20 protein-coding genes are annotated in these 21,121 nt (G+C 44.7%); 14 read left to right on the forward strand and 6 right to left on the reverse strand.

The window, feature by feature from the left end; translation table 11 throughout:
• The first annotated feature begins 1 nt into the window (after position 1).
• The 11 genes from QSJ81_RS18975 to QSJ81_RS19020 all read left to right on the forward strand — a co-directional run bounded on the left by QSJ81_RS18975 (position 2) and on the right by QSJ81_RS19020 (position 10,612).
• The gene (locus QSJ81_RS18975) at positions 2 to 529 is read left to right on the forward strand and encodes a permease (protein ID WP_285718912.1); all 528 of its coding nucleotides are present in this window, start codon (positions 2 to 4) and stop codon (positions 527 to 529) included.
• A 92-nt stretch (positions 530 to 621) separates the two neighbouring features.
• Positions 622 to 1,227, forward strand: coding sequence for an FmdE family protein (locus QSJ81_RS18980; protein ID WP_285718913.1), 606 nt, complete (start codon positions 622 to 624; stop codon positions 1,225 to 1,227).
• Positions 1,228 to 1,290: 63 nt separating this feature from the next.
• Complete coding sequence (locus tag QSJ81_RS18985; protein ID WP_285718914.1) at positions 1,291 to 2,106, forward strand: sulfite exporter TauE/SafE family protein; 816 nt, start codon at positions 1,291 to 1,293, stop codon at positions 2,104 to 2,106.
• A 44-nt stretch (positions 2,107 to 2,150) separates the two neighbouring features.
• A complete protein-coding gene (locus tag QSJ81_RS18990; protein ID WP_285718915.1) occupies positions 2,151 to 3,479 on the forward strand; it encodes a TolC family protein in 1,329 nt (442 codons plus the stop codon).
• 28 nt (positions 3,480 to 3,507) lie between these two features.
• A complete protein-coding gene (locus QSJ81_RS18995; RefSeq protein WP_285718916.1) occupies positions 3,508 to 4,662 on the forward strand; it encodes an efflux RND transporter periplasmic adaptor subunit in 1,155 nt (384 codons plus the stop codon).
• Positions 4,659 to 7,784 (forward strand): efflux RND transporter permease subunit, encoded by a 3,126-nt coding sequence (locus QSJ81_RS19000; RefSeq protein WP_285718917.1) that lies wholly within the window; start codon positions 4,659 to 4,661, stop codon positions 7,782 to 7,784. Before QSJ81_RS18995 ends, QSJ81_RS19000 begins: the two co-directional genes overlap by 4 nt.
• A 101-nt stretch (positions 7,785 to 7,885) precedes the next feature.
• Entirely contained in the window at positions 7,886 to 8,116 is a 231-nt protein-coding gene (locus tag QSJ81_RS25810) for a CC/Se motif containing family (protein WP_502929670.1), read from the forward strand.
• A 23-nt stretch (positions 8,117 to 8,139) separates the two neighbouring features.
• Positions 8,140 to 9,087: a permease gene (locus QSJ81_RS19005; protein WP_285718918.1), complete on the forward strand. Its 948-nt coding sequence runs from the start codon at positions 8,140 to 8,142 to the stop codon at positions 9,085 to 9,087.
• A gap of 34 nt (positions 9,088 to 9,121) precedes the next feature.
• A complete protein-coding gene (locus QSJ81_RS19010; protein ID WP_285718919.1) occupies positions 9,122 to 9,445 on the forward strand; it encodes an ArsR/SmtB family transcription factor in 324 nt (107 codons plus the stop codon).
• Between the two features lie 16 nt (positions 9,446 to 9,461).
• Positions 9,462 to 9,692, forward strand: a complete 231-nt coding sequence (locus QSJ81_RS19015) for a thioredoxin family protein (RefSeq protein WP_285718920.1) — start codon at positions 9,462 to 9,464, stop codon at positions 9,690 to 9,692.
• A gap of 674 nt (positions 9,693 to 10,366) precedes the next feature.
• The gene (locus QSJ81_RS19020) at positions 10,367 to 10,612 is read left to right on the forward strand and encodes a hypothetical protein (RefSeq protein ID WP_285718921.1); all 246 of its coding nucleotides are present in this window, start codon (positions 10,367 to 10,369) and stop codon (positions 10,610 to 10,612) included.
• A gap of 252 nt (positions 10,613 to 10,864) precedes the next feature.
• Here the strand turns inward: QSJ81_RS19020 and QSJ81_RS19025 are convergent, their stop codons facing one another.
• Genes QSJ81_RS19025 through QSJ81_RS19035 form a run of 3 tightly spaced genes read right to left on the reverse strand, consistent with a single transcriptional unit; the run spans position 10,865 to position 15,826 of the window.
• Complete coding sequence (locus QSJ81_RS19025; RefSeq protein WP_285718922.1) at positions 10,865 to 14,098, reverse strand: molybdopterin-dependent oxidoreductase; 3,234 nt, start codon at positions 14,096 to 14,098, stop codon at positions 10,865 to 10,867.
• Between the two features lie 21 nt (positions 14,099 to 14,119).
• Positions 14,120 to 15,190, reverse strand: coding sequence for an NrfD/PsrC family molybdoenzyme membrane anchor subunit (nrfD, locus tag QSJ81_RS19030; RefSeq protein ID WP_285718923.1), 1,071 nt, complete (start codon positions 15,188 to 15,190; stop codon positions 14,120 to 14,122).
• Positions 15,191 to 15,202: 12 nt separating this feature from the next.
• Positions 15,203 to 15,826, reverse strand: coding sequence for a 4Fe-4S dicluster domain-containing protein (locus QSJ81_RS19035; RefSeq protein ID WP_285719152.1), 624 nt, complete (start codon positions 15,824 to 15,826; stop codon positions 15,203 to 15,205).
• A 478-nt stretch (positions 15,827 to 16,304) separates the two neighbouring features.
• Here QSJ81_RS19035 and QSJ81_RS19040 point away from each other — a divergent pair, with 478 nt between their 5' ends.
• The gene (locus QSJ81_RS19040; protein WP_285718924.1) at positions 16,305 to 16,502 is read left to right on the forward strand and encodes a hypothetical protein; all 198 of its coding nucleotides are present in this window, start codon (positions 16,305 to 16,307) and stop codon (positions 16,500 to 16,502) included.
• A 133-nt stretch (positions 16,503 to 16,635) separates the two neighbouring features.
• On the opposite strand, the gene QSJ81_RS19045 is transcribed toward QSJ81_RS19040, so the two are convergent.
• From QSJ81_RS19045 to QSJ81_RS19055, 3 genes are all read right to left on the reverse strand, one after another.
• Positions 16,636 to 16,995: an arsenate reductase ArsC gene (locus QSJ81_RS19045; RefSeq protein ID WP_285718925.1), complete on the reverse strand. Its 360-nt coding sequence runs from the start codon at positions 16,993 to 16,995 to the stop codon at positions 16,636 to 16,638.
• Positions 16,996 to 17,020: 25 nt separating this feature from the next.
• Complete coding sequence (locus tag QSJ81_RS19050; RefSeq protein WP_285718926.1) at positions 17,021 to 17,608, reverse strand: universal stress protein; 588 nt, start codon at positions 17,606 to 17,608, stop codon at positions 17,021 to 17,023.
• A 269-nt stretch (positions 17,609 to 17,877) separates the two neighbouring features.
• A complete protein-coding gene (locus QSJ81_RS19055; RefSeq protein ID WP_285718927.1) occupies positions 17,878 to 18,777 on the reverse strand; it encodes a LysR family transcriptional regulator in 900 nt (299 codons plus the stop codon).
• A gap of 234 nt (positions 18,778 to 19,011) precedes the next feature.
• Here QSJ81_RS19055 and pstS point away from each other — a divergent pair, with 234 nt between their 5' ends.
• Together pstS and pstC are read left to right on the forward strand one after the other, a co-directional pair.
• Positions 19,012 to 20,100: a phosphate ABC transporter substrate-binding protein PstS gene (gene pstS, locus QSJ81_RS19060; RefSeq protein WP_285719153.1), complete on the forward strand. Its 1,089-nt coding sequence runs from the start codon at positions 19,012 to 19,014 to the stop codon at positions 20,098 to 20,100.
• Positions 20,101 to 20,192: 92 nt separating this feature from the next.
• Positions 20,193 to 21,116 (forward strand): phosphate ABC transporter permease subunit PstC, encoded by a 924-nt coding sequence (gene pstC, locus QSJ81_RS19065; protein ID WP_285718928.1) that lies wholly within the window; start codon positions 20,193 to 20,195, stop codon positions 21,114 to 21,116.
• Positions 21,117 to 21,121 lie beyond the last annotated feature (5 nt).

Below are 21,121 nucleotides of genomic sequence, written 5' to 3' on the forward strand. Positions count from 1 at the left end.
GGTGGCACAACTTCTACGGTATAAGTGGGTTATCCTGGCATTGCTAGCTGACGGCGTTATTTTTATTTGGCATCCGGTATTAGGCATTCAAATTGCTGGGCGGACAACTGACAGTTTTTTAGAAATGCTTAGTTTTATCCCCCCGATCTTTATTATCTTGGGACTACTAGACACTTGGGTTCCACGTGAGAAAGTAGTCAGCCATCTGGGGTCAGGATCTGGGATAAAAGGAATCACATTGGCGACGACTTTGGGAGCGGCGGCGGCCGGGCCATTGTATGGAGCCTTTCCAGTAGCGGCGGTGATGATGAAAAAAGGGGCTAGTTTTTTTAATGTCATGGTATTTATCGGAGCTTGGGCAACGCTGAAAATCCCTATGTTCCTGTTTGAAACCCAATTTTTAGGGGGAATGTTTTCAGTAACGCGCTGGATTTGCAGTTTGGCAGGGATTGTACTGATTGCTTTTATCCTTGACCGCCTACATTCTGATGTTGAAAAACAGGCAATATATGCGAAACATCAACAATAATAAAACTGATTTCTGCCTCACATAATAATAGAATAAAAAATCAAAAGTTTACTCAGGTCATAGTACCCTAAAATATAAGGAGGCAATGTATCATGATGCAAGCAAAAGATTATTTCGAGGTAGGACTCAAATTTCACGGACACAAATGTCCGGCTATGCCGTTAGGACTTCGGGCTGGGGCGGCGGCCATGAACGCTCTTAGTGTAGAGCGTTCCGAGGACAAAGAACTGGTGATGCTAGTAGAGACAGGTAATGATCACGCCGCCGGCTGTTTTGTCGATGGGTTGATGACGGTTACTGGCTGCACGTATGGTAAAAGCAATATCCAGAAACTGTATTATGGGAAAATGGCGTTTACGCTCATTGATACTAAGAAGGAAAAAGCGGTCCGCGTTCAGCTTAAAACAGAGTTTTTTGGAAAAATGCTGCAATCGCCCTTTGTGCAACAGCGTAAACAAGGTGTACCGCCACAAGATGTACCAGCCAATATTACCGACCCGTTGCTGGAAGGGGTTATGAACCGGGCAGAAGAGGAATTCCTGGTTATTAGCCCAGTATTTGATTACAAGTTTGAAAAGGGTAAGGGAATCTTTGACACTGATCTCTGTGAAGCGTGTGGGGAGCGCGTGTTTGTCCATAAACTGCAAAATGTGAAGGGCAAAAAAGTTTGCATTCCCTGTGCAGAAAAGTTGCAATAAGTAGTTGAACAATGAGGCCGCTGGCAGGGCCGGCGGCCAATACTATAATGGAGGTGAATGATCATGATTGAAGTATGGGCTGGCTTGGTGACATTTACGGCGACTACAGTATTGACGGTCGCTGGGGTAGGAGCCGCATTTATATTGGTTCCAGTTTATCTGGCGTTAGGCATTGAACTTCATACGGCCATGAGCACGGCACTGCTCTTAAATGGTATTTCCATGATTTTTGCTTCGATTACCTTTGCCCGGGAAAAACTGATCTTGTGGCGACTAGCGTTCCCTATTTTGCTTACAGCTACGGTACTGTCGCCAGCAGGGGCTTACGCCAGCCAGTTTGTACCGCGCAACAATCTATTGCTATTATTCATTTTATTCCTCGTTTTTGCGGCATCGATGATGCTGTTTTATAAACCGGGCGACAAGAAAAAAGCCAAACAAAATAATAAAGACAAAAATGCGGCTGTGAATATCAGCAAAAACGATAAAGAAACCGATGAGACAAAAAGTATAAAAGGTCTGTGGAGCATCGGCACACCGGTGGGCGGCGTGGCCGGTTTTCTGGGTGGACTCTTGGGAGTGGGTGGTGGCAATATTATCGTGCCGGCATTGGTGTGGCTGGGAATTCCAGCCAAAAAAGCTTCGGCCACCAGTTCGTTTATCGTTATTTTTTCGTCGCTGGCTGGGTTTGCCGGACGGGCGTCCTTAGGCAATCTGGATGGAGTATTGCTGGCCTATACGGTGGCCGGTTCGGTGGGGGGAGCCTTGTTGGGTTCTTGGTTGATGAGCAAAAAACTGCAGAATAAACAGGTCAAGGTTATCATCGGTGTTTTGCTGTATGCAATTGCCGGCAAAATGTTGTTTGACTTGTGGCGGTGAAGATAGATACCCAGGTACGTAACGAAGGAGAGGAACAACTATTTATGAAACAAATGGATGGCTACCGTAAAATTTTGCTGAGGTGTTTCGCAGTGATGCTAATCACTCTGCTAATGACACCACTGGCAAAAATATCAGCTGCCGAATCATTCAGTCTTGATGATTGCATTCATCTGGCACTATTGGAAAATCATAGCTTGCAAGGCTTTAGACTGGATTTGGCGGCGAAGCAGATGCAGGCTAAAGGAGCGCAGGGGTTGGCCGGACCAAAGATTGATCTTGTAGGCAACTATCAATGGCAGGAAGACCCTACGGCGATTATTCCGGCTCATGGCACTGCGATTCCCCCAGTCTATGACGACCGGCAAAAGCAGTGGGGGGTGAATCTAAAGCAAACTCTCTATGATGCTGGCAAAACAAAATCGCTCATTCAATATAATGAAGAAAGTGCCAATTGGCAGCAGGTGGAACTAAAAAACCAGACAACGGCAGTTGTGAATAATGTGGTGAAAGGATTTTATCGGATTTTGCAGCTAAACAATACCATTACTGCAGAACAGGATAGTGTGAAAGCATTAAGCAGCTTGACGGATGATATCCGGATGAAGTATGCCGTGGGGCGCGTAGCCGGTGTGGATGTCTTGCAGGTGGAGTCTCAGTTGGCGACCGAACAGGAGAAGCTGGCCCGCTATCAGGGCGACTATGAGCGCCAGCTTGCACTATTAAAGTCTTACATAGGTTATGAACAAAGCCAGCCGCTTATTGTGAAGGGAAGCATGAGTGACTATGATGTGGCAGCGTTGGTAACTGGTGATATCAAAGAAAATCTTGAGGTGAAGAAGAATCAGATCCGACAGGAACAAAGCACAGAACTGCTCACTTCGGCCAAGGCGGATCATAACGTGCAAGTTAGTTTGAACGGCACTTACCGGGTGACAGCGGTGGGGCGGTCTGATGCAGCCCAAGATGAAATGTGGACACTTGGCTTGCAATTGAGTCTGCCTGTTTTCGATGGCGGGGTGATTGACGCCAATATCCGTCAGACGAAAATACAACTTGACCGGGCGAAGGAAAGCTATGCCCAGTCGGTAGTAGACGCCCAAGCCAATTTGGCAGCCGCCCAGGCTAACGTCAGTGCTGCCAGAGTTCGTGTTGAGGCAGCTCGCTTAGCTTGGGATCGCGCCCAGGAAACCTATCGCATTATGGAATTGTCCTATAAGACCGGTAAAACGTCATTAACGGATGCACTGGTTGCCCAGTCCGCTGCCACCAATGCTGAGGCTGTGTATGATCAAGCTGTCTTTGATGAAATCAGTGCAGTGGTAGATTTGAAAGCGGTGTATGGGCAGATGGCATATCCGGTGCGGCAATAATAAATGAAGAAGGAAAGAAGGGGAAATAATGGCGAGAGTACCGAAAAAATGGTTGGTTGGCGTTATTGGGCTGATCATTGTTACGTTGGCTGTCGGACTGGTGGTCAAGAAAAAACAGGATTTAGCAGGGCTTGCCAAACCGGATATCCGTCCAACGTCCGTGCAAGTATCAAAAAGTTATAGCGGATCAGTACCAGTAATGGTGCATTATTTGGGAAAGGCGGATTCTATGGTAACGGCAGATATATCTGCCCGGATTACGTCAAACATTTTGGCGATTCACCTGCGGGAAGGCGATATGGTGAAAGCCGGGCAACTGATGGCTGAACTGGATGATGCTACACTGTCGAATAAAGTCCGCGCTGCCGGGGCGGATCAGCGTGCTTCAGCAAGTACTTTGGCAGCGACCGAAAGCGCTTATAATACACAAAAAGCCAGCTTTGACCGTGACGAGTACCTATATCAGAATAAAGCAATATCGCAGGAGACGTATGAACATGCCAAGTCTGCGCTGGACTTGGCAGAAAGTCAGGTCAAGACTGCTCGGGAACGGGTGGCACTGCTGGCGCAGAATAGGGAAGCGGCGGCTACGGAACAAAGTTACACCCGGCTTGTTGCGCCATTTGATGGCATTGTTGTGAAACGCAGCGCCGAGCCGGGCGATTTAGCGGTTCCTGGCAAGCCACTTTTGACCTTGCAGGGGATAAACCAAGGCTATAAAGTCATTGTGCAAATACCCCAGGAACAAACACTGAACATTACCACCGGTACGCAGGCACTCATTTCGGATGGCAAAGAAAAATTGGAGGCCGTTGTGTCTAAAGTTTATCCGGCATTGGCCGCCAACAGTCTTACCAGCGTGGAAATCCGTCTCGATAATATGCCTTTCCAATTGCCGCCTGGTTCCACACTAGGGGTTGATTTTATTCTTAAAAATGTGCAAGGCATCATTGTTCCTATAACAGCAGTCGTGAAAAACGCCAGCGGTGCTTTTGTCATTAGGATAACTGACGGAACTGCCCATCCTGTGGTGGTAACGATACTCGGCGAAAATGATCAACAGGCAGTCGTAAGTGGTATTGACGCCGGAGCAAAGGTAGCTGTTGGACAGGAAAGTCAATTGCTGAAACTGATGGAGGGCGTACCGGTGATGGTTGCCGCGGATAGGAGTGAGCAACAATGAATGGCTGGATTGCTAAATATTTAGCGAAACCACATCTGGTATTATCCTTAATTCTGCTTATGGCAATCATTGGCATTATCGGTTATTTTAAATTGCCGATTAACCTGTATCCTGATTCCGATCATCCGCAAATCACGGTTATTACCGTTGAACCTGGTGCTGCCGCCGCCGATGTGGAAGCAAAAGTCAGCCGGGCGATTGAAAAAGAACTGGCGACACTCGGCAATGTACTGCGGGTTAGCAGCACCAGCAAAGATGAAGTTTCGGTTGTCAATGTGGAATTTGACTATCAAAAGTCCTTGGACTCCGCCGCGACGGATGTTGCCGATTCATTAAATAAAATTACTGGACAGCTGCCGGGGGATATTCGGACTCCGCAGATTAACAAAATCAGTCAGGCGTCCCAGCCGACGGTTGTATTGGCACTTTCTCCTCGCCCTGATTCGTTGCTCAATATGGTTCAAATCAGACAATTGGCGGAAAATGAAATTAAAGAAGAACTGTTGCGGGTTCCGGGGATTGCCCAGACCGAGGTGTTTGGCGGTTATCAGCCGGAACTGAGCATTGCCATCAATCCTGATGCGTTGGCGCGTTATGGTCTTACGATTGGCGATGTGGCCGCTGCGCTCAATGCCAACAATGTCAACGTACCTAACGGACTTATTATCAAGCAGGGCAGTCAATTTTTGCTCAAAACCCAAGGCGAGTTTAAGAAACCGGCGGATGCGACGAATATTATTGTAGCCCACCGGCAGAACGGCGACATCTATCTGCGTGATGTCGCACAGGTAAAATTCGGCATGGCAGAGCCACAATCTGCGTACCGAGGCAATGGGCAGCAGGCAGTGGGTATGAGCATCCTGCGCGCGCCGACTGGCGTAACCATGGACGGGGTCAATGCGATGGAACAGTATTTACCGACACTGCGTAGCCATTACCCGGACATTACCTTTGAAATCAGCGATACCCAGGGGTCATTAATCCGCGGCGGCGTTGACAATATGCGCGATGCCTTGCGGGACGCCATCCTTTTGACGGTGCTGGTGGTGTTCCTGTTTCTCGGCAATCTGCGCATCACCATGCTGGCCGCCATATCCATTCCGTTTACGTATTTGATTACCTTTGCCGTCATGTGGCTGATGGGTTATGAATTTAATATGGTAACCCTCACTGGAATTATTGTGGCGGTGGGTATGCTGCTGGATGATGCCATTGTGGTGCTGGAGAACATCGCCCGGCATTATGAGGAGTATCCGGGTAAACTGCAGGAGGCCGTAGTTGGCGGTACGGAAGAGGTTATGCTGGCGATTTTTTCTGGAACCTATGCGACAGCGATGGTACTTGCACCCATTATATTCATCGGCGGCTATGTCCAAACTGTCATGCGGCCAATGGCTTTATCCCTATCCATTGCCCTGGTTGCTTCGTATATCGTATCGGTGACGGTCATACCCATTGCCGCTCCCTTACTATTAAAAGCAAAATATAAATCCAATGTACTGGAGCGGCTGGCGCTGCGTTTTGATAACACCATTATCGGCTCCATCCGTGATTTTTTTGTAACGGTTGTGGGCATTGCCTTAAAGCATCGACTGGTTTTTCTCTTGATCGGGATCATGGCCTTCGGAGTCAGTATCCGGCAAATGCCGCTCATTGGCCGGGATTTGATGTCGTCCATGGATACGGGCATTATAAAAATCGATTTTGAAACCGATACGGATACTTCGCTGGCCGAGACCAACCGGATTGCCAAACAGATGGAAGCATTTGTTGGTCAAACGCCAGGACTCGAAAGTATTTCGACCGTTATTGGCTCCGAATCGGGCATTGTGAGTTTTGGCAGCGGTAAATTGCCGCAGAGCGGCAACATGACCATCCGGCTGGTCGACCGATTCCACCGGCCGGAGCCCATTTGGCAGATCGAAGAGAATCTGCGGCAAAAGTTTAGTACCATTCCGGGATTAAAATATGTCAATGTATATGACTTTGGCGCTACCCCCATGGCCAGCATTAAAGCGCCGGTGGATGTCATGGTCTCCGGTCCGGACCGGGCAATACTGAATCAAGTAGGTGAAGAAATTTACCAAAAGATGCTGGAGGTTCCTGGGCTCACTACCGTATCGCGCAGTTGGAGCTATGATAAAAAAGAAGTGATTTTTACCGCCAATAAAGAGCGCTGTGCTCTATATGAGATTTCACCGTTGGCTGTGTCCCGGCAAATCGCGGAAGCGGTGCGCGGCACGGCTGCATCGGTTTATCGTATTGACCAGGAAGATGGTATTGGCTTTCGTGTGCAATATCCGGAGGAAAAGCGGGATGATGCAGGAAAATTGAAAGAGATGCTGATTAATACGGCGAAAGGGCCTATTCCGCTGGAGAGCTTAGGTAGCTTGACGTATAAAAGCTCGCCGACGCTCTTTACCCGTCAGGCGCTGCAAAATACGGTTGATATTTACGGTTATCGCGAACAAGCGGCCATCACTCATTTGGATGAGGGCGTACAGAAGGCGCTGAGCGATATTAAGCTCCCAGCCGGTTATTCCCTTAGCCAGGAGGGAGATTTAAAACAGATGACATCCTCCTTTGGTGCACTGGGAGCAGCCATGGGAATTGGGCTTATCCTGCTGTACTTTAGTTTGGTGCCGGCGTTTGATTCGTTTATGCATCCTCTGACCATTATGTCCGCCATACCCCTGGGCGTGATCGGCGCGGCTTGGTCGCTACTGGCTGCTGGCAAACATTCTTCCATGCCTGCTTTTATGGGAATGATTCTTTTGGCCGGCATTGTAGTAAAAAATTCAATTTTGCTGATTGATTTTATCATTGAGGCCCGCGCCAAAGGAAGTGCGGTTGAGCAGGCGATTATTGACAGTGTACGGATGCGGACGAGGCCCATCTTAATGACCGCCTGCGGTACGGCTGTTGGCATGGTGCCGATTGCCTTGGAATGGGCGGTTGGGTTAGAACGCTTATCACCGCTGGCGGTGGTGGCGATTGGCGGTTTAATGGTATCAACCTTTCTGACATTGATCTATGTGCCAATCTTGTTTACACTGTTTGAAGATGCAAAACATATGTTTAAAAACCGTTTCCCAGTGGAGAAAAAAGATTTTTCCGCATAACCTATTTTGAGGGGGAGGAGAGATGGAAGTTCATATCGAGCCAGCGGCTTGGGAATCTATCAAACGTAAATCGCAAGAGATGATGATTAACACTGGATGTGGTGGAACGCCCGGGCGGAGCCTGTAGCTGCAGTAGAGGACAAACGCCCTGCTATCCGTCCGTGCAAGTAGGTAAGCCGAAGGCAATAGAAAACTATGAACAAACCAGTATCGAAGGGATGACCGTATATTATCGGCCAGCTTTGGCTAGGTTATTTTCGAGGATCACAATCAAAATTGAAAAACTGCTATTTATTAAATCCCTGGTAGCAAGCGGGGAAAAATACAGATAGCTTTAACTCATGGAGGTATTACTATGTTACAAGAATTTGCCGATCTTTTGGTATATCAATGGTTGGGTCTAGTGCCCGGGACTATGTTAGGCGAAGCACTCAATTTCTTTGTCTATGACAGTATAAAAATCTTTTTAATGCTGACGATTATCATTTTTGGCGTATCCATACTGCGTTCCTATTTTCCGGCAGAGCGCACGAAAAAAATTCTGAGCCACAAGCGGGAGTTCTACGGGAATATTGTGGCGGCGCTACTCGGGATAGTCACACCCTTTTGTTCCTGTTCCGCCGTGCCGGTATTCATTGGATTTATTGAATCCGGCGTACCGCTGGGCATTACTTTTTCTTTTCTGATTTCTTCGCCAATGGTAAATGAAGTGGCGATTGTCATGCTATGGGGATTATTGGGGTGGAAAATTACTGCTATTTATATTCTCTCTGGTGTTACCATAGCGATTATTGCTGGTTATCTAATCGGTAAATTCAAATTGGAACATTTGGTGGAAGACTATGTGTATCAAATGAAAGTGGGCGATACCGAGATCGTTGAGCAGTCCTTTGCCGATCGATTGCAATATGCCCGTGATTATACGAAAGAAATCTTAAGAAAAGTGTGGCTGTATGTCATTATTGCCATTGGCATTGGCGGTTTTATCCATGGCTATGCGCCGGAGGAATTTTTGACCCAGTATGCGGGTAAGGATAATATCTGGGCGGTACCGATGGCAGTCTTAATTGGTGTTCCGTTATATTCCAATGCCGCCGGAGTGATACCGATTGTTACGGCATTGATTCAGAAAGGCATGAGCCTGGGAACGGCACTGGCCTTTATGATGGCTGTGACCGCCTTGAGCTTTCCGGAAATGATCATTCTGCGCAATGTGCTGAAACCAAAACTGATTGCGATCTTCATTGCCATTTTAACGGTGTCCATTGTCTTTACAGGATATCTTTTTAATATTATAATTTAATCATATTATCAAATTATTTAGAGAGGTTATTATCATGGCAGAGGACATCGTAGTAAAATTGACGGCAGGTTTTTTTAAGACTCTGTCTCACCCGGTGCGAATTAAAATTCTCCATTCGCTGGAAAAGGGAGAGCGCTGCGTGTGTGACATAATTGAGGAACTGGACATTGAGCAGTCCAACTTGTCGCAGCACTTGGGCGTGATGAAAAAGCAGGGAATTATCGACTCTTGTAAGGATGGTCAAAAAGTAATCTACCGTATTGCGTATCCATCGGTGCTGGATGTGGTTGGAGCGGCGGAAAAAACGCTGAGTGAACAGATTGGGCATAGTCAAAGTATTCTTAAATTTTTAAAATAATTTGGAGGTAACAAAAATGAAAATCGAAATTTTAGGTATGGGTTGTCAGAAGTGCGGTGCTTTATATAGTGCGGCCAAACAGGCGGCGGAAGAACTGGGAATTGCCGCAGAATTCGTGAAAGTGGAAGATATTAAAGAAATCATGAAGTACGGTGTCATGAATACCCCGGCGTTAGTGGTGGATGGGGTAGTCAAAGTTGCTGGCAAAGTGCCTGGAAAAGAAGAAATTAAAGCCATGTTAAAGTAAAATAATCTATTATTTACAAGAACGGCCACGATTCATAGTTGTCTCAGGTACAAACATCATGTACCTGAGACAACTGCAGAATCGTGGCCTGTTTGTCGTCCATAACCATTATATCCTTCGCATCCCCAAAACCTATTCTTTTTATTGCGATAAGATCTAGTTTTTCATTTTACTTTTGCTTGCAATCCCTAAAAAATGTAATATAATTAGGAATAGGTGGAAATTAAAAAAGTCGCCGTGTCCTAGAAGTGTTGCAAGCACTCCCAGGCACGAGCAGGTGTTCTGAGCACCTACACGTAACAGTTACCTGCCTACGACGACAATTTATTATACCGTGATTTTCCCTTGAAGACAAGGGAGATGGTATGTTCGGCATAATACAATTGAAGTGTTGGCAGAAGCTTAGCGTCTGCATGCAATCAAAACGAAGCAAAGCGCATGTGTAGGTTGAAAAGACCTCGCATGCTCTTTTTTAGTTTCCCCTGAACAAACTGTATGCTGGTTTCTTCTATATCCGTATCAGTGGATAGAAGAAACCTCCTACAGGGTGAAGATGGGGGGATATAAATTGGTATCAGTACAAGGTAAGAGAAAAGTGAAAAGTCAGGGCTGCCAAAGCAGCGCGTCAGCGTGCATTTTTTGTGAAGGTATAAGCGCACGAAAGGATAATGCACATGTTTAAAACCTATAGAACAATAAACGAAACTATTATGGGTGAGGAAGCTGAGAGCGATGATATTACACTTACATTGATTACGGATGTTGATGGGAATGAATATGTGATGGTCAAGACGCAAGAAGAAAAGGCTATCTATAATCTTTCACTGATCGGCTATGTGACTGAAATAGTTCAGGACGCTTCATTTGAAGAGTTTAGAAAAATTATCTATGCAAGACTAGACAAGCTTAGACATCATTAAATAAAGTCCCAATATTGAATAGGTATGGGCACTTGTCAAAGAATATAAGGCATGGTGACGGTTTCTCTAGGATTCAATCGGAAGCTTTGCGCACAAAAAAGGCTCAACCAGCAGCTAATTGAACTGCCAGTTGAGCTTTAAAACTATCTACGAGTAAACAAATCAATAGCCTAAATATCTATGGGAGTATAACTATTACTTATCAAATAACGAAGGATAACTTGATCGTTATCCTTCGTTATTTGATATAGTCTAAGTTTTGACTAACTTTACTTTAGTATCATAAAAAACAATGCTCCCGCCTACTAGATCTTGCAAGCCTACATTCTTTAACACCGGATCTACACGCATGGCAACGTTGGCATGAATCCCTGTTGCTCTGCGCGGATCACCCTTTAGTGTAGTCCCGTCAATTACTATATCCCTACTGCCGTAAGCAAAATGGCCATAGCCCAGAGGGAAAAAGATTACGCCAGGGCGAATTTCTTCTGTTACTTTAATTTTGCCGATTAAAAGCTTATCGCCTAATGGACCAAGTTTCCATACTCCATCGGGATTGGTCATTGAGGTGATCTTGACCTCATTTCCTTCTCGTAAGCCGCGCTGTGCAGCGTCAATACTATTAATGAGGATACTATTCTCAAGATTTAACGTTAAGAGCCAATAACTGCTGATGGTTCTGGATTTTGTTTGTTCAATAACACGACCCGTAATCATAGTAAGGTCGTATCCGTCCTTTTCATCTTCAATGGGGTTTCCTAATACGTCTCTTGGGCCGGGGACATAAGTGGCGATGCCGGAAAAGTTCAGGCCGGTCATGGAGTTTTTCGTTTGTGCCGTTTTTTCACAGTACATATTTACTTGCGTACCGTATTTATTCTTTACTTTATCACCATCCCAAGCGGCGTTATAATCCTGCCAGCGCCCGCCTCTATTAAGCACATAGACAACTTTTCGCCAGTAGGCGTCACCAGCTGCCGATTTCCAGCGGTCTACGTCAAATACCCCTCGAGGTAAGTGCTTTCGTGCTGCCAAAAAGAGTTGCATTTCATCATCATCTGCATCAGGAACCAGGCTGCCGTCGGTAGCTATGTTTGCTATTTGTTTTAGATAGAGGTGATCAAAGTGAGTCAGTGGAATGTTAGGGCCAAAGCCATTGGGACCAAAACCTGGCAAATTAAGCTTCTCAGCCAAACCCAGAATAAAGGATTCCAGTCCTAGGGGCATTTCTTCGCCGAAAACGGTAACCATTTCCGTTAGGGGCTTGGCAGCTGGCTGCCGAATTGGCATGGTTTTATAGGGAACGCTGGGATGGCCGCCTTGCATTTCCCAACGCTCAAGGTAAGTTAAGTCAGGAATGATGTAGTCAGCATATACGGAAGTTTCGCCGACAGTTATATCAAATGTTACAAATAACGGGATTTTGTTGATATCAAGTAACGTGTCGATCATCGACTGCCCAGCGGGCAGAGAATAAATAGGCGACCCCATGTATAAAAATAGAGTCTTAATTTGATAAGGGTACATGTCCATCGCAGAGGGGAGCATCTCTTGATAAACATCACTGGATAGAGGGAACCAGGGACGTTTCGCTGGATAGCCGCTAAATAGTGTAGTATCTTCGTATTTGGTGCCGCTTCGTATGATGGGAATACCGAAGTTAGGTGCCTTTTGAGGATGTTTAGATATATCAAAAGCCTGTCCAGGTTTATCACCTTTGCTATTGTAATCGGTTTTCGCGATAAAGCCTCCGCGATAATCATAGTTACCAATCAGCAAATTTAATGTATTCCATGCTTGCACATCATAATAGCCACTGGTGTGTTGTGATACGCCGCGATGGATATCGGCAACCGCTTTCTTGCCATGACTTGTAAATTCCCGGGCCAATTCTTCAATATCACTGGATTTTACACCAGCCTCGGTAGCCCATTCCTCAAGGGTGTGAATTGTTGATTCTTCATACAAAATCTGAAAAACAGATTTTACTTTAAACCCTTTGATTTCGGTATTAACAAACAACTCACCAGTGACAGGTTTTCCAGTGGAGTTTGGGTCAACACTCACAGGGGTCCCATTGCTAAGCACCACAAATTGATCATTGGTATAACTTTTACCATCTTTTTCACGAATTTCTTTTTCAAAGCCAATTTCATGAGATTTTAAAAAGTTTGTCGGCCTATTATTTTCGATTTTCACTAACCAGGTTGCGTTCGTCCAAGTGGGTTCGATTGCGGCATTTGCCGATCCTTTATTGGCGTTTACAAGATACTTGTGGTCATACTTATTGTTTTCGATAATCCAGCGAATCATGCCCAGTGCAATAGGGGTGTCTCTGCCGGGGATAACAGGCAGCCATTTCCATGCATGAGCGGCAGCTTTGATGTAATGCGGGTCGATGACTACGTATTTGAGTTGGCCAGATGAAACCCCTTCAGCAATACGCGAACCACGTAGCGGCGGTCCGTAATTGGCTTCAAAAACATTGGCGCCTACGAAGATAACAAACTCGGCACTTTCCAATTCGCCTTGCCAATAGAATTTTTTTCCTCCTGACCATGTCATGGCGTTCTTTTTGGCATCGTAGCCCCATTGTTCGCTCATGGCTTTACCGGCAAAATAGAGGGACCCTTGACAAACAGTGGTATGGCCGTGTGCATTGGTGGACCCCATGGAATCCAGGGTGAATCGTTTGATAAAATCGCCACGGCCATCTTTCAAGCGGCCCCACCAAAACACGAATTGATTATTTTTGGGACCTAAGTCAGGGTGATTGGGATCAATCATCCCGCCTAGATGATCTTTAAATTTGACTTGAAACTCCTGAACAAGTGCCCCTTTCTTAGCTTTATCTTTTTCCCCAAAAATTTTTTCGATGTAGTCCCCCATCTCTTTAGCAACTTTAGGATCGCGCACCGTCCACAAGTCATTCATCCCTTCCACGACTCGGTCTTCTTCACCAGGGACGTTAGCAAACAACTTGCCGCCGCCTGCGATTTCTTCAATGGCTTGGGAAAAAGGAATACTGACCCATTTGTTCTCGCCACGCTTACCAGCCCGTTTGAGCACTTTGCGAATGCGATAGGGATCAGCATAGATCTGGACTCCTGCATGTCCTTTGGGGCAGATTGCCCCATCTATTTGCGCTGCTTCCCGGATTTTTGAAGCAAAGGCAATATGGGGATACATTGTCCACGGTGAATAGGGATTGCCATCGATTTTGACAAGATTGCCATTCAGGAATTTAGTTTTAATGGCGCAACCGGTATTGCAATTTAAACAAGTGGTAAGAATCGTATTTTCCGCATTATTAAGTATATACTCATCTTCAGGTGTTAAGTTGCCCGCTTGCGCTCGTTCAAATAAAGACCAAAATTCCTCGTGGCCTGCTAGTATTGCTGTGCATCCTGCAGCTGCTGCAGAAGCAATGAAGCTGCGACGACTTGTTTTATTGGACCAGAATTCTTCCCAACAATTTTTAAACACGGGAGAATGCCTCCTTTCATATTATGCTTCTTTTTGTTTAAGTAAAAAGTTTGCCGCAAGTTGGATCATTAAAAAGATACCGGCGATAAAACCGATTGCAACAAGCCATTCGATACTGGTTGGGTAATAGGCTTGTGTGAGTCGCGGGTGCTGATGGGCACCTGTAATGCCCGGTAAGGGTTCGATGCTAAAGCCATAACGTATGAAACTGTATTTATAAGCCGCCATGCCTACTAATACAAAACTAGGTGCCCATAGTTGGTTGATTTGATTGTTACATAGAATAATAAAGGGTAATGCTACGCCAAGAAGAAGGAATACCCCCCAGAATGACCAAGAGGCCAGCATAAGCTTCAGCATGACTGCTTTTTCTGCTCCCCCGAATATCCCGAAAGCGAAGTGAACACCTTCCACTAAAACATGGACGATGAGTGTGACTATTAAGATTTTTTTTAGGAGTTGACGCTCAGATGGACTTGTTTGATTATCACGTAAAATCACTAAATCAACCAAGTATACCATGGCGCTGCCGGAGGCAAAGGCTGAAGTAAAGAAAGAAAAGGGTGTTAGCCATGTGTACCACATTTGACGTGCCACCATACTGCCAAAAAATAATCCTTCCGCGAGTAGAAAGGCAATCGCTGTAATACCGGCCAGATACATGAAAAATTTCTTTGCATTGGTAAAAAAATAACCGGCTAAACATATAAAGTAAATGGGGTAAATCCAGGATGCCCATGCCAATCGCGAACTAAATGTGGGATGAAGAAACATGTTAACTCCGCGTAGGGGCTTACCCAGATCAATGCCTATGAAGGCCAGACCAAAGGCTAAACATACACCTCCAGCAATCAGGCTAAGGGAGGTGAGGCGATTAGGTTGGCTTTTATTCAATAAGGCCACGTATATACCTGTCCATGCTGCACCACCAGCTACACCCACTAAGAAAATGTAACTACTTACCCATAAGCCCCAAGGAACCCACGCACCGTAGTTCGTTGCACGCTCACCCCAAATGAATACTTTGCCTAATGCACCAATTGCACCGGAAATGAACAAAATTGCAAGAACGATGATCATCCATCTTTGCATATCGATCTCCTCCTAAATATAATAAACTTGGGGTTCATTGCCCGTTTCTTCCTTTAGTCGATAGGTTTCGTTGACGGCCATTACCTTTCGAATCAGGGATTGATTATCGTTTAGGTCTCCGAAATAACTGACCCTACCGATACAACTGGAAACGCAGATAGGCAGAAGGCCTTTTTCAATGCGATTGGTGCAAAAATGGCATTTGCGCGCGCTACCCACGACAATGGAGTGTTTTTGATCACGCCGCCATATATGCCCATATTCGTAGAAACCCTCTTTTTCATAATCTTGGACAGCGGGTGTTTCCTCTGTGTAATAGGCACCGATATCAAAAGTACGAGCCCCATAGGGGCAATTGGCCACACAAGCCCGACAACCGATACATTTGTGATAATCAATGGAAACAATGCCGTCCGGGTCTTGTTTTGTTGCTCCCACAGGGCAGACGGGAACACAGGATGGTTTGGCGCAATGAAAACAGGGGCGTGGCGTGAATTGACGCTTAAGGTCAGGGTATTTTCCGCTGATTACATCCATAACGGGACGATAGACCACTGCCGGTGGCAGTTTATATTCCGCTACGCAGCCGATATTACAGGCATGGCACCCAATGCATTTTCTGGTGTCTAGCAACATTCCCCAACGCCGAGTTTCTTGAGATCTTAGCAGTGCTCTTTTCAGGTCTTCCTGCATAGTGATCAAAATATCTACTCTTTCCATATATACCTCCAGCGACTGTTATAGCTATAAAATTCCTGTCTTCTTGGGGTAAGGGTCATTTTTCTAACTCCGCATTAGTATTCGCTAATAGTTATTTTCTTATGTATAATTATGGTGGTTATAGGTGCAACTGCAATTCCGCAGACGCTCCAGAAATAATTGAATTGTTAATCTGGTAAAAGAACGTACTAAAGACAGAGCATACCTGCACGGTATGCTCTGTCTTTAGGTGAGGAAAGCATCATTTATAGTAAATAAGCAAGTATTCCTTACTATTAAGAAGTAGCCAAATTGAAAATATTTAGCAGTGGACACATGTTCAAATTCACATATAAGTATATATGTATCATAGTATATAATAAAAATAATTAAAGATAAAAGGAGGATTATTAATATGACCACCAAAAATAATGAGGAAAATAAACCAGATTGCAGTACAGCCGGTAAAGGATTTGCCCGCACAGAAAATTGTCATACAGCTTCAGAGGATTGTTGCTTACCATTTGGAGGATTTGGTAATACCGACTTTGGTAAGCAGGATAAAGTTGAGCAAAAAGATAATAGTAAATTAAATTGCTCGAAAGACCAGTAAATCAGAATATAAAACCCAGTCAGACGGAGTATTTTGCATTAATCACTAAAACAAGCCCTCGCAGTATGTGAAGCGAGGGCTTGTTTTAGTCTACTGATTTACTTGTTGTTCTTAATTCGCACAACAAGCCCTTCTATTTTTGCTTTATTGTATCTCTGGTGTATCGAAATGCATCATCGCTTTTTCCGCTTGGATCTTCCAGTCCCCAGTCTTCGCGGTGGCTACATGGCAAATAGGGACATTCCACATTACACCCCATGGTGACAACTATATCGACATCAGGGATTTGGTTTAGAAGCTTAGGTTTTTGATTAATTTCCATATCAATACCTAGCTCTTTCATGATTCTCACCGCGTCCTGATTGATCATGAAGCGTTCCTCTGTACCAGCGGAAAAGCTTTCAAAAATGCCATGCCCAATAATCCTACCAAAAGCCTCAGCCATTTGAGATCTACACGAATTATGCACACAGACGAAAGCAACTTTCTTCACATATGATCATCCTTTTTTTACGTAGTTATTTTACGATCAACACTGGAATGGTTGCGGCATGGGAGATTTTATTGCTGACACTGCCGAGTAACAATTCACCAAGGCCACTTAATCCTCGTGAACCGACAACAATAAGGTTAAAATGTTCATCCTTTGCTAATGATATGATGGATTTTGCTGGAGAACCGAACTTTAAGAGGGTTTCAAACTTGGCAGAAGGACTCATGTTTTGCTTTGCCAGTTCAAGTACCTTAGGGTCTGACGCTTCAACTTCTTGAATAGCGACTGCTGCCAAAGGGGGTTCGCCAGGAATGTCTCCAGGCAAAAGCGTATAACAGGGTTCATCAATAGAACAAACATTAAGACAGTGATTCATTTTTTTTGTTGCCAGCTCAAGGATTTTATGACCTGCTGCTTCGACTTCTGCGATGTTTACTTGTTGCAAAGGAACGTCTTCACCATAGATAGCTTCATTAGGAAGAGTATAATAAGGCTCAACTACATGAACAATCGTGATTTTGCTACCGAAGGGTTTTCCTAATGCACAGGCGTGTCCTAAGGCATGCCAAGAGGCTTCTGATCCATCAATAGGAACTAAGATTTTTTCGTACATAAATAATACCTCCATTTTTTTAGTAATCCCATTTTTATTCTTGTAGAAAAGCTATAATGTAATTATCTCATTATACTGAAAAATTAGATAGTAGTAAAAGTTCTGACGTTATAGTAGGAAAATCCCCTTTACTTTATGTAGGAAAAAAACTGACAAAAATGCTTCTTGGCCTGGAGTAGGTCGTCCACGCTTTTTTTAGCCATGGATATAATGAATTTTTTGGAAAGGGGAAACTCTTGTGGTGTAGTCAAATAAATGCGCTTACTTTATTAGTGATATGCGGCTGCCAGTAATTCAATAAAAGTTCGTTCAAGATAACTGTCGTTTCGTTGGGCCAATGATACTAAAATAAAATCTCTCGTTATAGTTTCCAATCGGGCTAAAGGTATCTCAACCAGTTGTCCGCGGGACAATTCTCGTTGAACAGCAATGCTGCTAATCAGTGATATACCAATTTTTTCTTGTACAGCCTGTTTGATGGTTTCATGGTTACCCATATCCAAGGTTGTATTTATGATAATATTTTCTTGATGAAGATATTTTTCGACCAACGATCTCATAGCCGAACCTTGGCGTGAATGAATAAAGAGATTTCCTTGGCATAGCTCTTGGGGTTCAACAAGCTGTCTATCGCACCATGGATGACCTGGCCACACAATGAGTGACAGCCTATCCACGGCTATAGGGCGAAAAGATAGGACCGGATCAGTCGTCCAGTTCAGATTTTTTCCGACAATCGCAAAATCAATAGTTTTTGTTCGTACCTGTTCCACCATCTCGTATCCGTGACTGATCTGAACAGATAGGTGAATACGCGGGTAGGTTTCTTGAAAACGCTTGATAACTGATGGAAGAAGATAATTACCCGCCAATGAAGACGCACCAATTTTAATCTGTCCCTCGGTTAGGAGTCGCATGTCCGTAAATTTTTGTGGAATTGCATCCAGTAGACCGAGGGTTTCATGCACCCAGGTATACAGTGCCTGACCTTCCGGGGTAACTGAACAGCGTCGACCTGAACGGTGAAAAAGTAGAACACCATAATATTTTTCCAACGCTGCAATCTGTTGGCTGACCGAAGCCTGAGCCATATACAGCCGTTCCGCCGCACGGCGGAAGGATGTTTCCTCTACGACGGCGCAAAAAGTTCTTAATTGCTGCAATGTCAATGCCATACCTCCGTTGATAATATTTGTCTTATCAGTCTGATTGGATATTCGGTATAGCTAGTTATAAATCCTTCTGATAAGATGAAATTACGATACAAGGAAAAGGAGGCGCTAATGTAACGAAATACATCTCTGTTAATTATTGGCCACTGTATAACATACTATGTATAACTCTACGGAATTCTGTCATCATATGCGTTTCTATAGTATAGATCAAGGAGGGAGAATACATTGATGAATTTTAAAAAAGCAATATCAATAGTTGGCGTTATAGTGCTAGCTGCAGGTCTTTTGGCTGGTTGTGGTGGTGGAAAAGCGGTACCAAAGCCAGGTCAAGACAATATACAAACTTCCAATTTAACGGGGGCAGGATCGACATTTGTTTATCCATTCTTTTCGAAAGCATTCAATACCTACGGTGGACAAAATAGCTTGCAGGTGAATTATCAATCCATTGGCTCAGGCGGCGGCATTCAGCAGTTTACTCAACGAACCGTTGATTTCGGTGCATCGGATGTGCCGATGAATGATAAGGAGTTAGAGGCGGCATCTAAGACCGGTGGAGAGGTTGTACAAATCCCAGTCACGTTAGGTGCTGAGGTTATTGCGTATAATCTTCCGGAAGTACGCGAACAACTAAAATTTACGCCAGAAGTTATTGCAGATATATATCTTGGCAAGATTAAAAATTGGAATGACCCCGCGATTGTGAAAGAGAATCCTAACGTCGCCTTACCAAATCAACCCATTACGGTTGTGCATCGCTCAGACGGTAGCGGCACCACATACATCTTTACCGATTACCTCTCTTCTGTCAGTAAAGAGTGGGAAGGAAAAGTTGGACGAGGAAAAGATGTGAAGTGGCCAGCGGGTGTGGGGGCGAAAGGAAATGAGGGTGTTGCTGGACAAGTTTTGCAGACCCCCTATACCATTGGGTATGTTGAATTGGCATATGCTATGCAGACCAATATGTCCTATGGCCTACTTAAGAACAAGGAAGGTCGGTTCGTGGTCCCATCCCTGGAAGGTGCTACAGCGGCAGCTGCTCAATTACCGGAGGTAACTGCAAAACAGTTCTCCATTGTCAATGCCCCTGGTGCTGACAGTTATCCGATCGCAGGTTATGCATGGGTGCTCCTCTTTAAAGATCAAAAAGATACTACGAAGAGAACTACTTTAGTAAAACTGTTTGAATGGGTAGTGACGCAAGGGCAGAATGATGCAAGATCTCTTTATTATGCGCCTTTGCCAGAAAGTGTTCAAAAGAAGTCAATTGAAGCATTGAAATCAGTTCAATCGAATGGAACGTCCTTGTTAAAATAACCAAGTAAGCAGCACAGAGCGAGTATTTCTTTGTGCTGCTTACTCCAAATTATTATTTGTATTAAGTTATATTCCTTGGGGGAGGCAGTTATATGAGTCATCTAAAAACAAGCCCGATCCGTATGGGAGATTGGATGTTAGAGAGAGGATTGCTAGGGGCAGGACTGATTGTCCTTCTTTTATTCGTTCTTTACTTGATCATGTTGACGACTGCATCTTTTGAGTCGTTTCAAGAATTTGGCTTTGGTTTTTTAATATCGCATGATTGGAATCCAGTCTCACATATATACGGTGCGATCCCTTTTATATATGGCACAACGGTGAGTTCTTTAATTGCCATAGTACTTGCTAGTATTATCGGGGTTTCCGCTGCGGTATTTTTAACGCAGTTTGCTCCTGCATGGCTTGCCGGTCCAGTGCTATTCCTGATTGAATTGTTGGCGGCCATCCCATCTGTAGTTTACGGATTATGGGGGATATTCTTTTTAGCTCCCTTACTTCGCACAAGCGTACAACCTTGGCTGCAGAAATATTTTGGATTCTTACCGCTTTTTCAGGGATCCATGTATGGTATAGGTATGCTTGCTGCAGGAATTATTTTGGCTATTATGATTTTGCCGACGATAACGGCGATTGTGCGTGATGTTATTATGACCGTTCCAAGGGAACACAAGGAGGCGGCACTTGGATTAGGCGCAACAAAATGGGAGATGGTTCGTCTTGCGGTCCTTCCATATTCAATGGCTGGTATTCTAGGTGGAATCATGCTTGCACTTGGGCGTGCTCTTGGCGAGACCATGGCGGTCACGATGGTGATTGGAAATCGGCCAGAGGTGTCGGCCTCGCTTTTTGCACCGTCTTATACGATGGCAAGCGTCATTGCGAATGAATTTACGGAAGCAACTTCCTCAATACACATAGCGGCTTTAACTGAGATCGGTCTTGTCTTATTTATGGTAACAATTGTTTTTTATCTAGGAGCTAGATTTCTAATTAGCAGGGTAAATCGTGTCTAGGAGGA

The sequence above is a fragment of the Pelosinus sp. IPA-1 genome (genome assembly GCF_030269905.1).
Taxonomy (GTDB): Bacteria; Bacillota; Negativicutes; order DSM-13327; family DSM-13327; genus Pelosinus.

Excerpts from the sequence above, each read along its gene's own strand:
- pstC (WP_285718928.1), top strand. The coding sequence starts at position 20,193 with ATGAGTCATCTAAAAACAAGCCCGATCCGTATGGGAGATTGGATGTTA.
- QSJ81_RS19015 (WP_285718920.1), top strand. The coding sequence starts at position 9,462 with ATGAAAATCGAAATTTTAGGTATGGGTTGTCAGAAGTGCGGTGCTTTA.
- pstS (WP_285719153.1), top strand. The coding sequence starts at position 19,012 with ATGAATTTTAAAAAAGCAATATCAATAGTTGGCGTTATAGTGCTAGCT.
- QSJ81_RS19010 (WP_285718919.1), top strand. The coding sequence starts at position 9,122 with ATGGCAGAGGACATCGTAGTAAAATTGACGGCAGGTTTTTTTAAGACT.
- QSJ81_RS19040 (WP_285718924.1), top strand. The coding sequence starts at position 16,305 with ATGACCACCAAAAATAATGAGGAAAATAAACCAGATTGCAGTACAGCC.
- QSJ81_RS19035 (WP_285719152.1), bottom strand. The coding sequence starts at position 15,826 with ATGTTGCTAGACACCAGAAAATGCATTGGGTGCCATGCCTGTAATATC.
- QSJ81_RS18995 (WP_285718916.1), top strand. The coding sequence starts at position 3,508 with ATGGCGAGAGTACCGAAAAAATGGTTGGTTGGCGTTATTGGGCTGATC.
- QSJ81_RS19005 (WP_285718918.1), top strand. The coding sequence starts at position 8,140 with ATGTTACAAGAATTTGCCGATCTTTTGGTATATCAATGGTTGGGTCTA.
- QSJ81_RS18980 (WP_285718913.1), top strand. The coding sequence starts at position 622 with ATGATGCAAGCAAAAGATTATTTCGAGGTAGGACTCAAATTTCACGGA.
- QSJ81_RS19020 (WP_285718921.1), top strand. The coding sequence starts at position 10,367 with ATGTTTAAAACCTATAGAACAATAAACGAAACTATTATGGGTGAGGAA.
- QSJ81_RS19050 (WP_285718926.1), bottom strand. The coding sequence starts at position 17,608 with ATGTACGAAAAAATCTTAGTTCCTATTGATGGATCAGAAGCCTCTTGG.
- QSJ81_RS19000 (WP_285718917.1), top strand. The coding sequence starts at position 4,659 with ATGAATGGCTGGATTGCTAAATATTTAGCGAAACCACATCTGGTATTA.
- QSJ81_RS18990 (WP_285718915.1), top strand. The coding sequence starts at position 2,151 with ATGAAACAAATGGATGGCTACCGTAAAATTTTGCTGAGGTGTTTCGCA.
- nrfD (WP_285718923.1), bottom strand. The coding sequence starts at position 15,190 with ATGCAAAGATGGATGATCATCGTTCTTGCAATTTTGTTCATTTCCGGT.
- QSJ81_RS18985 (WP_285718914.1), top strand. The coding sequence starts at position 1,291 with ATGATTGAAGTATGGGCTGGCTTGGTGACATTTACGGCGACTACAGTA.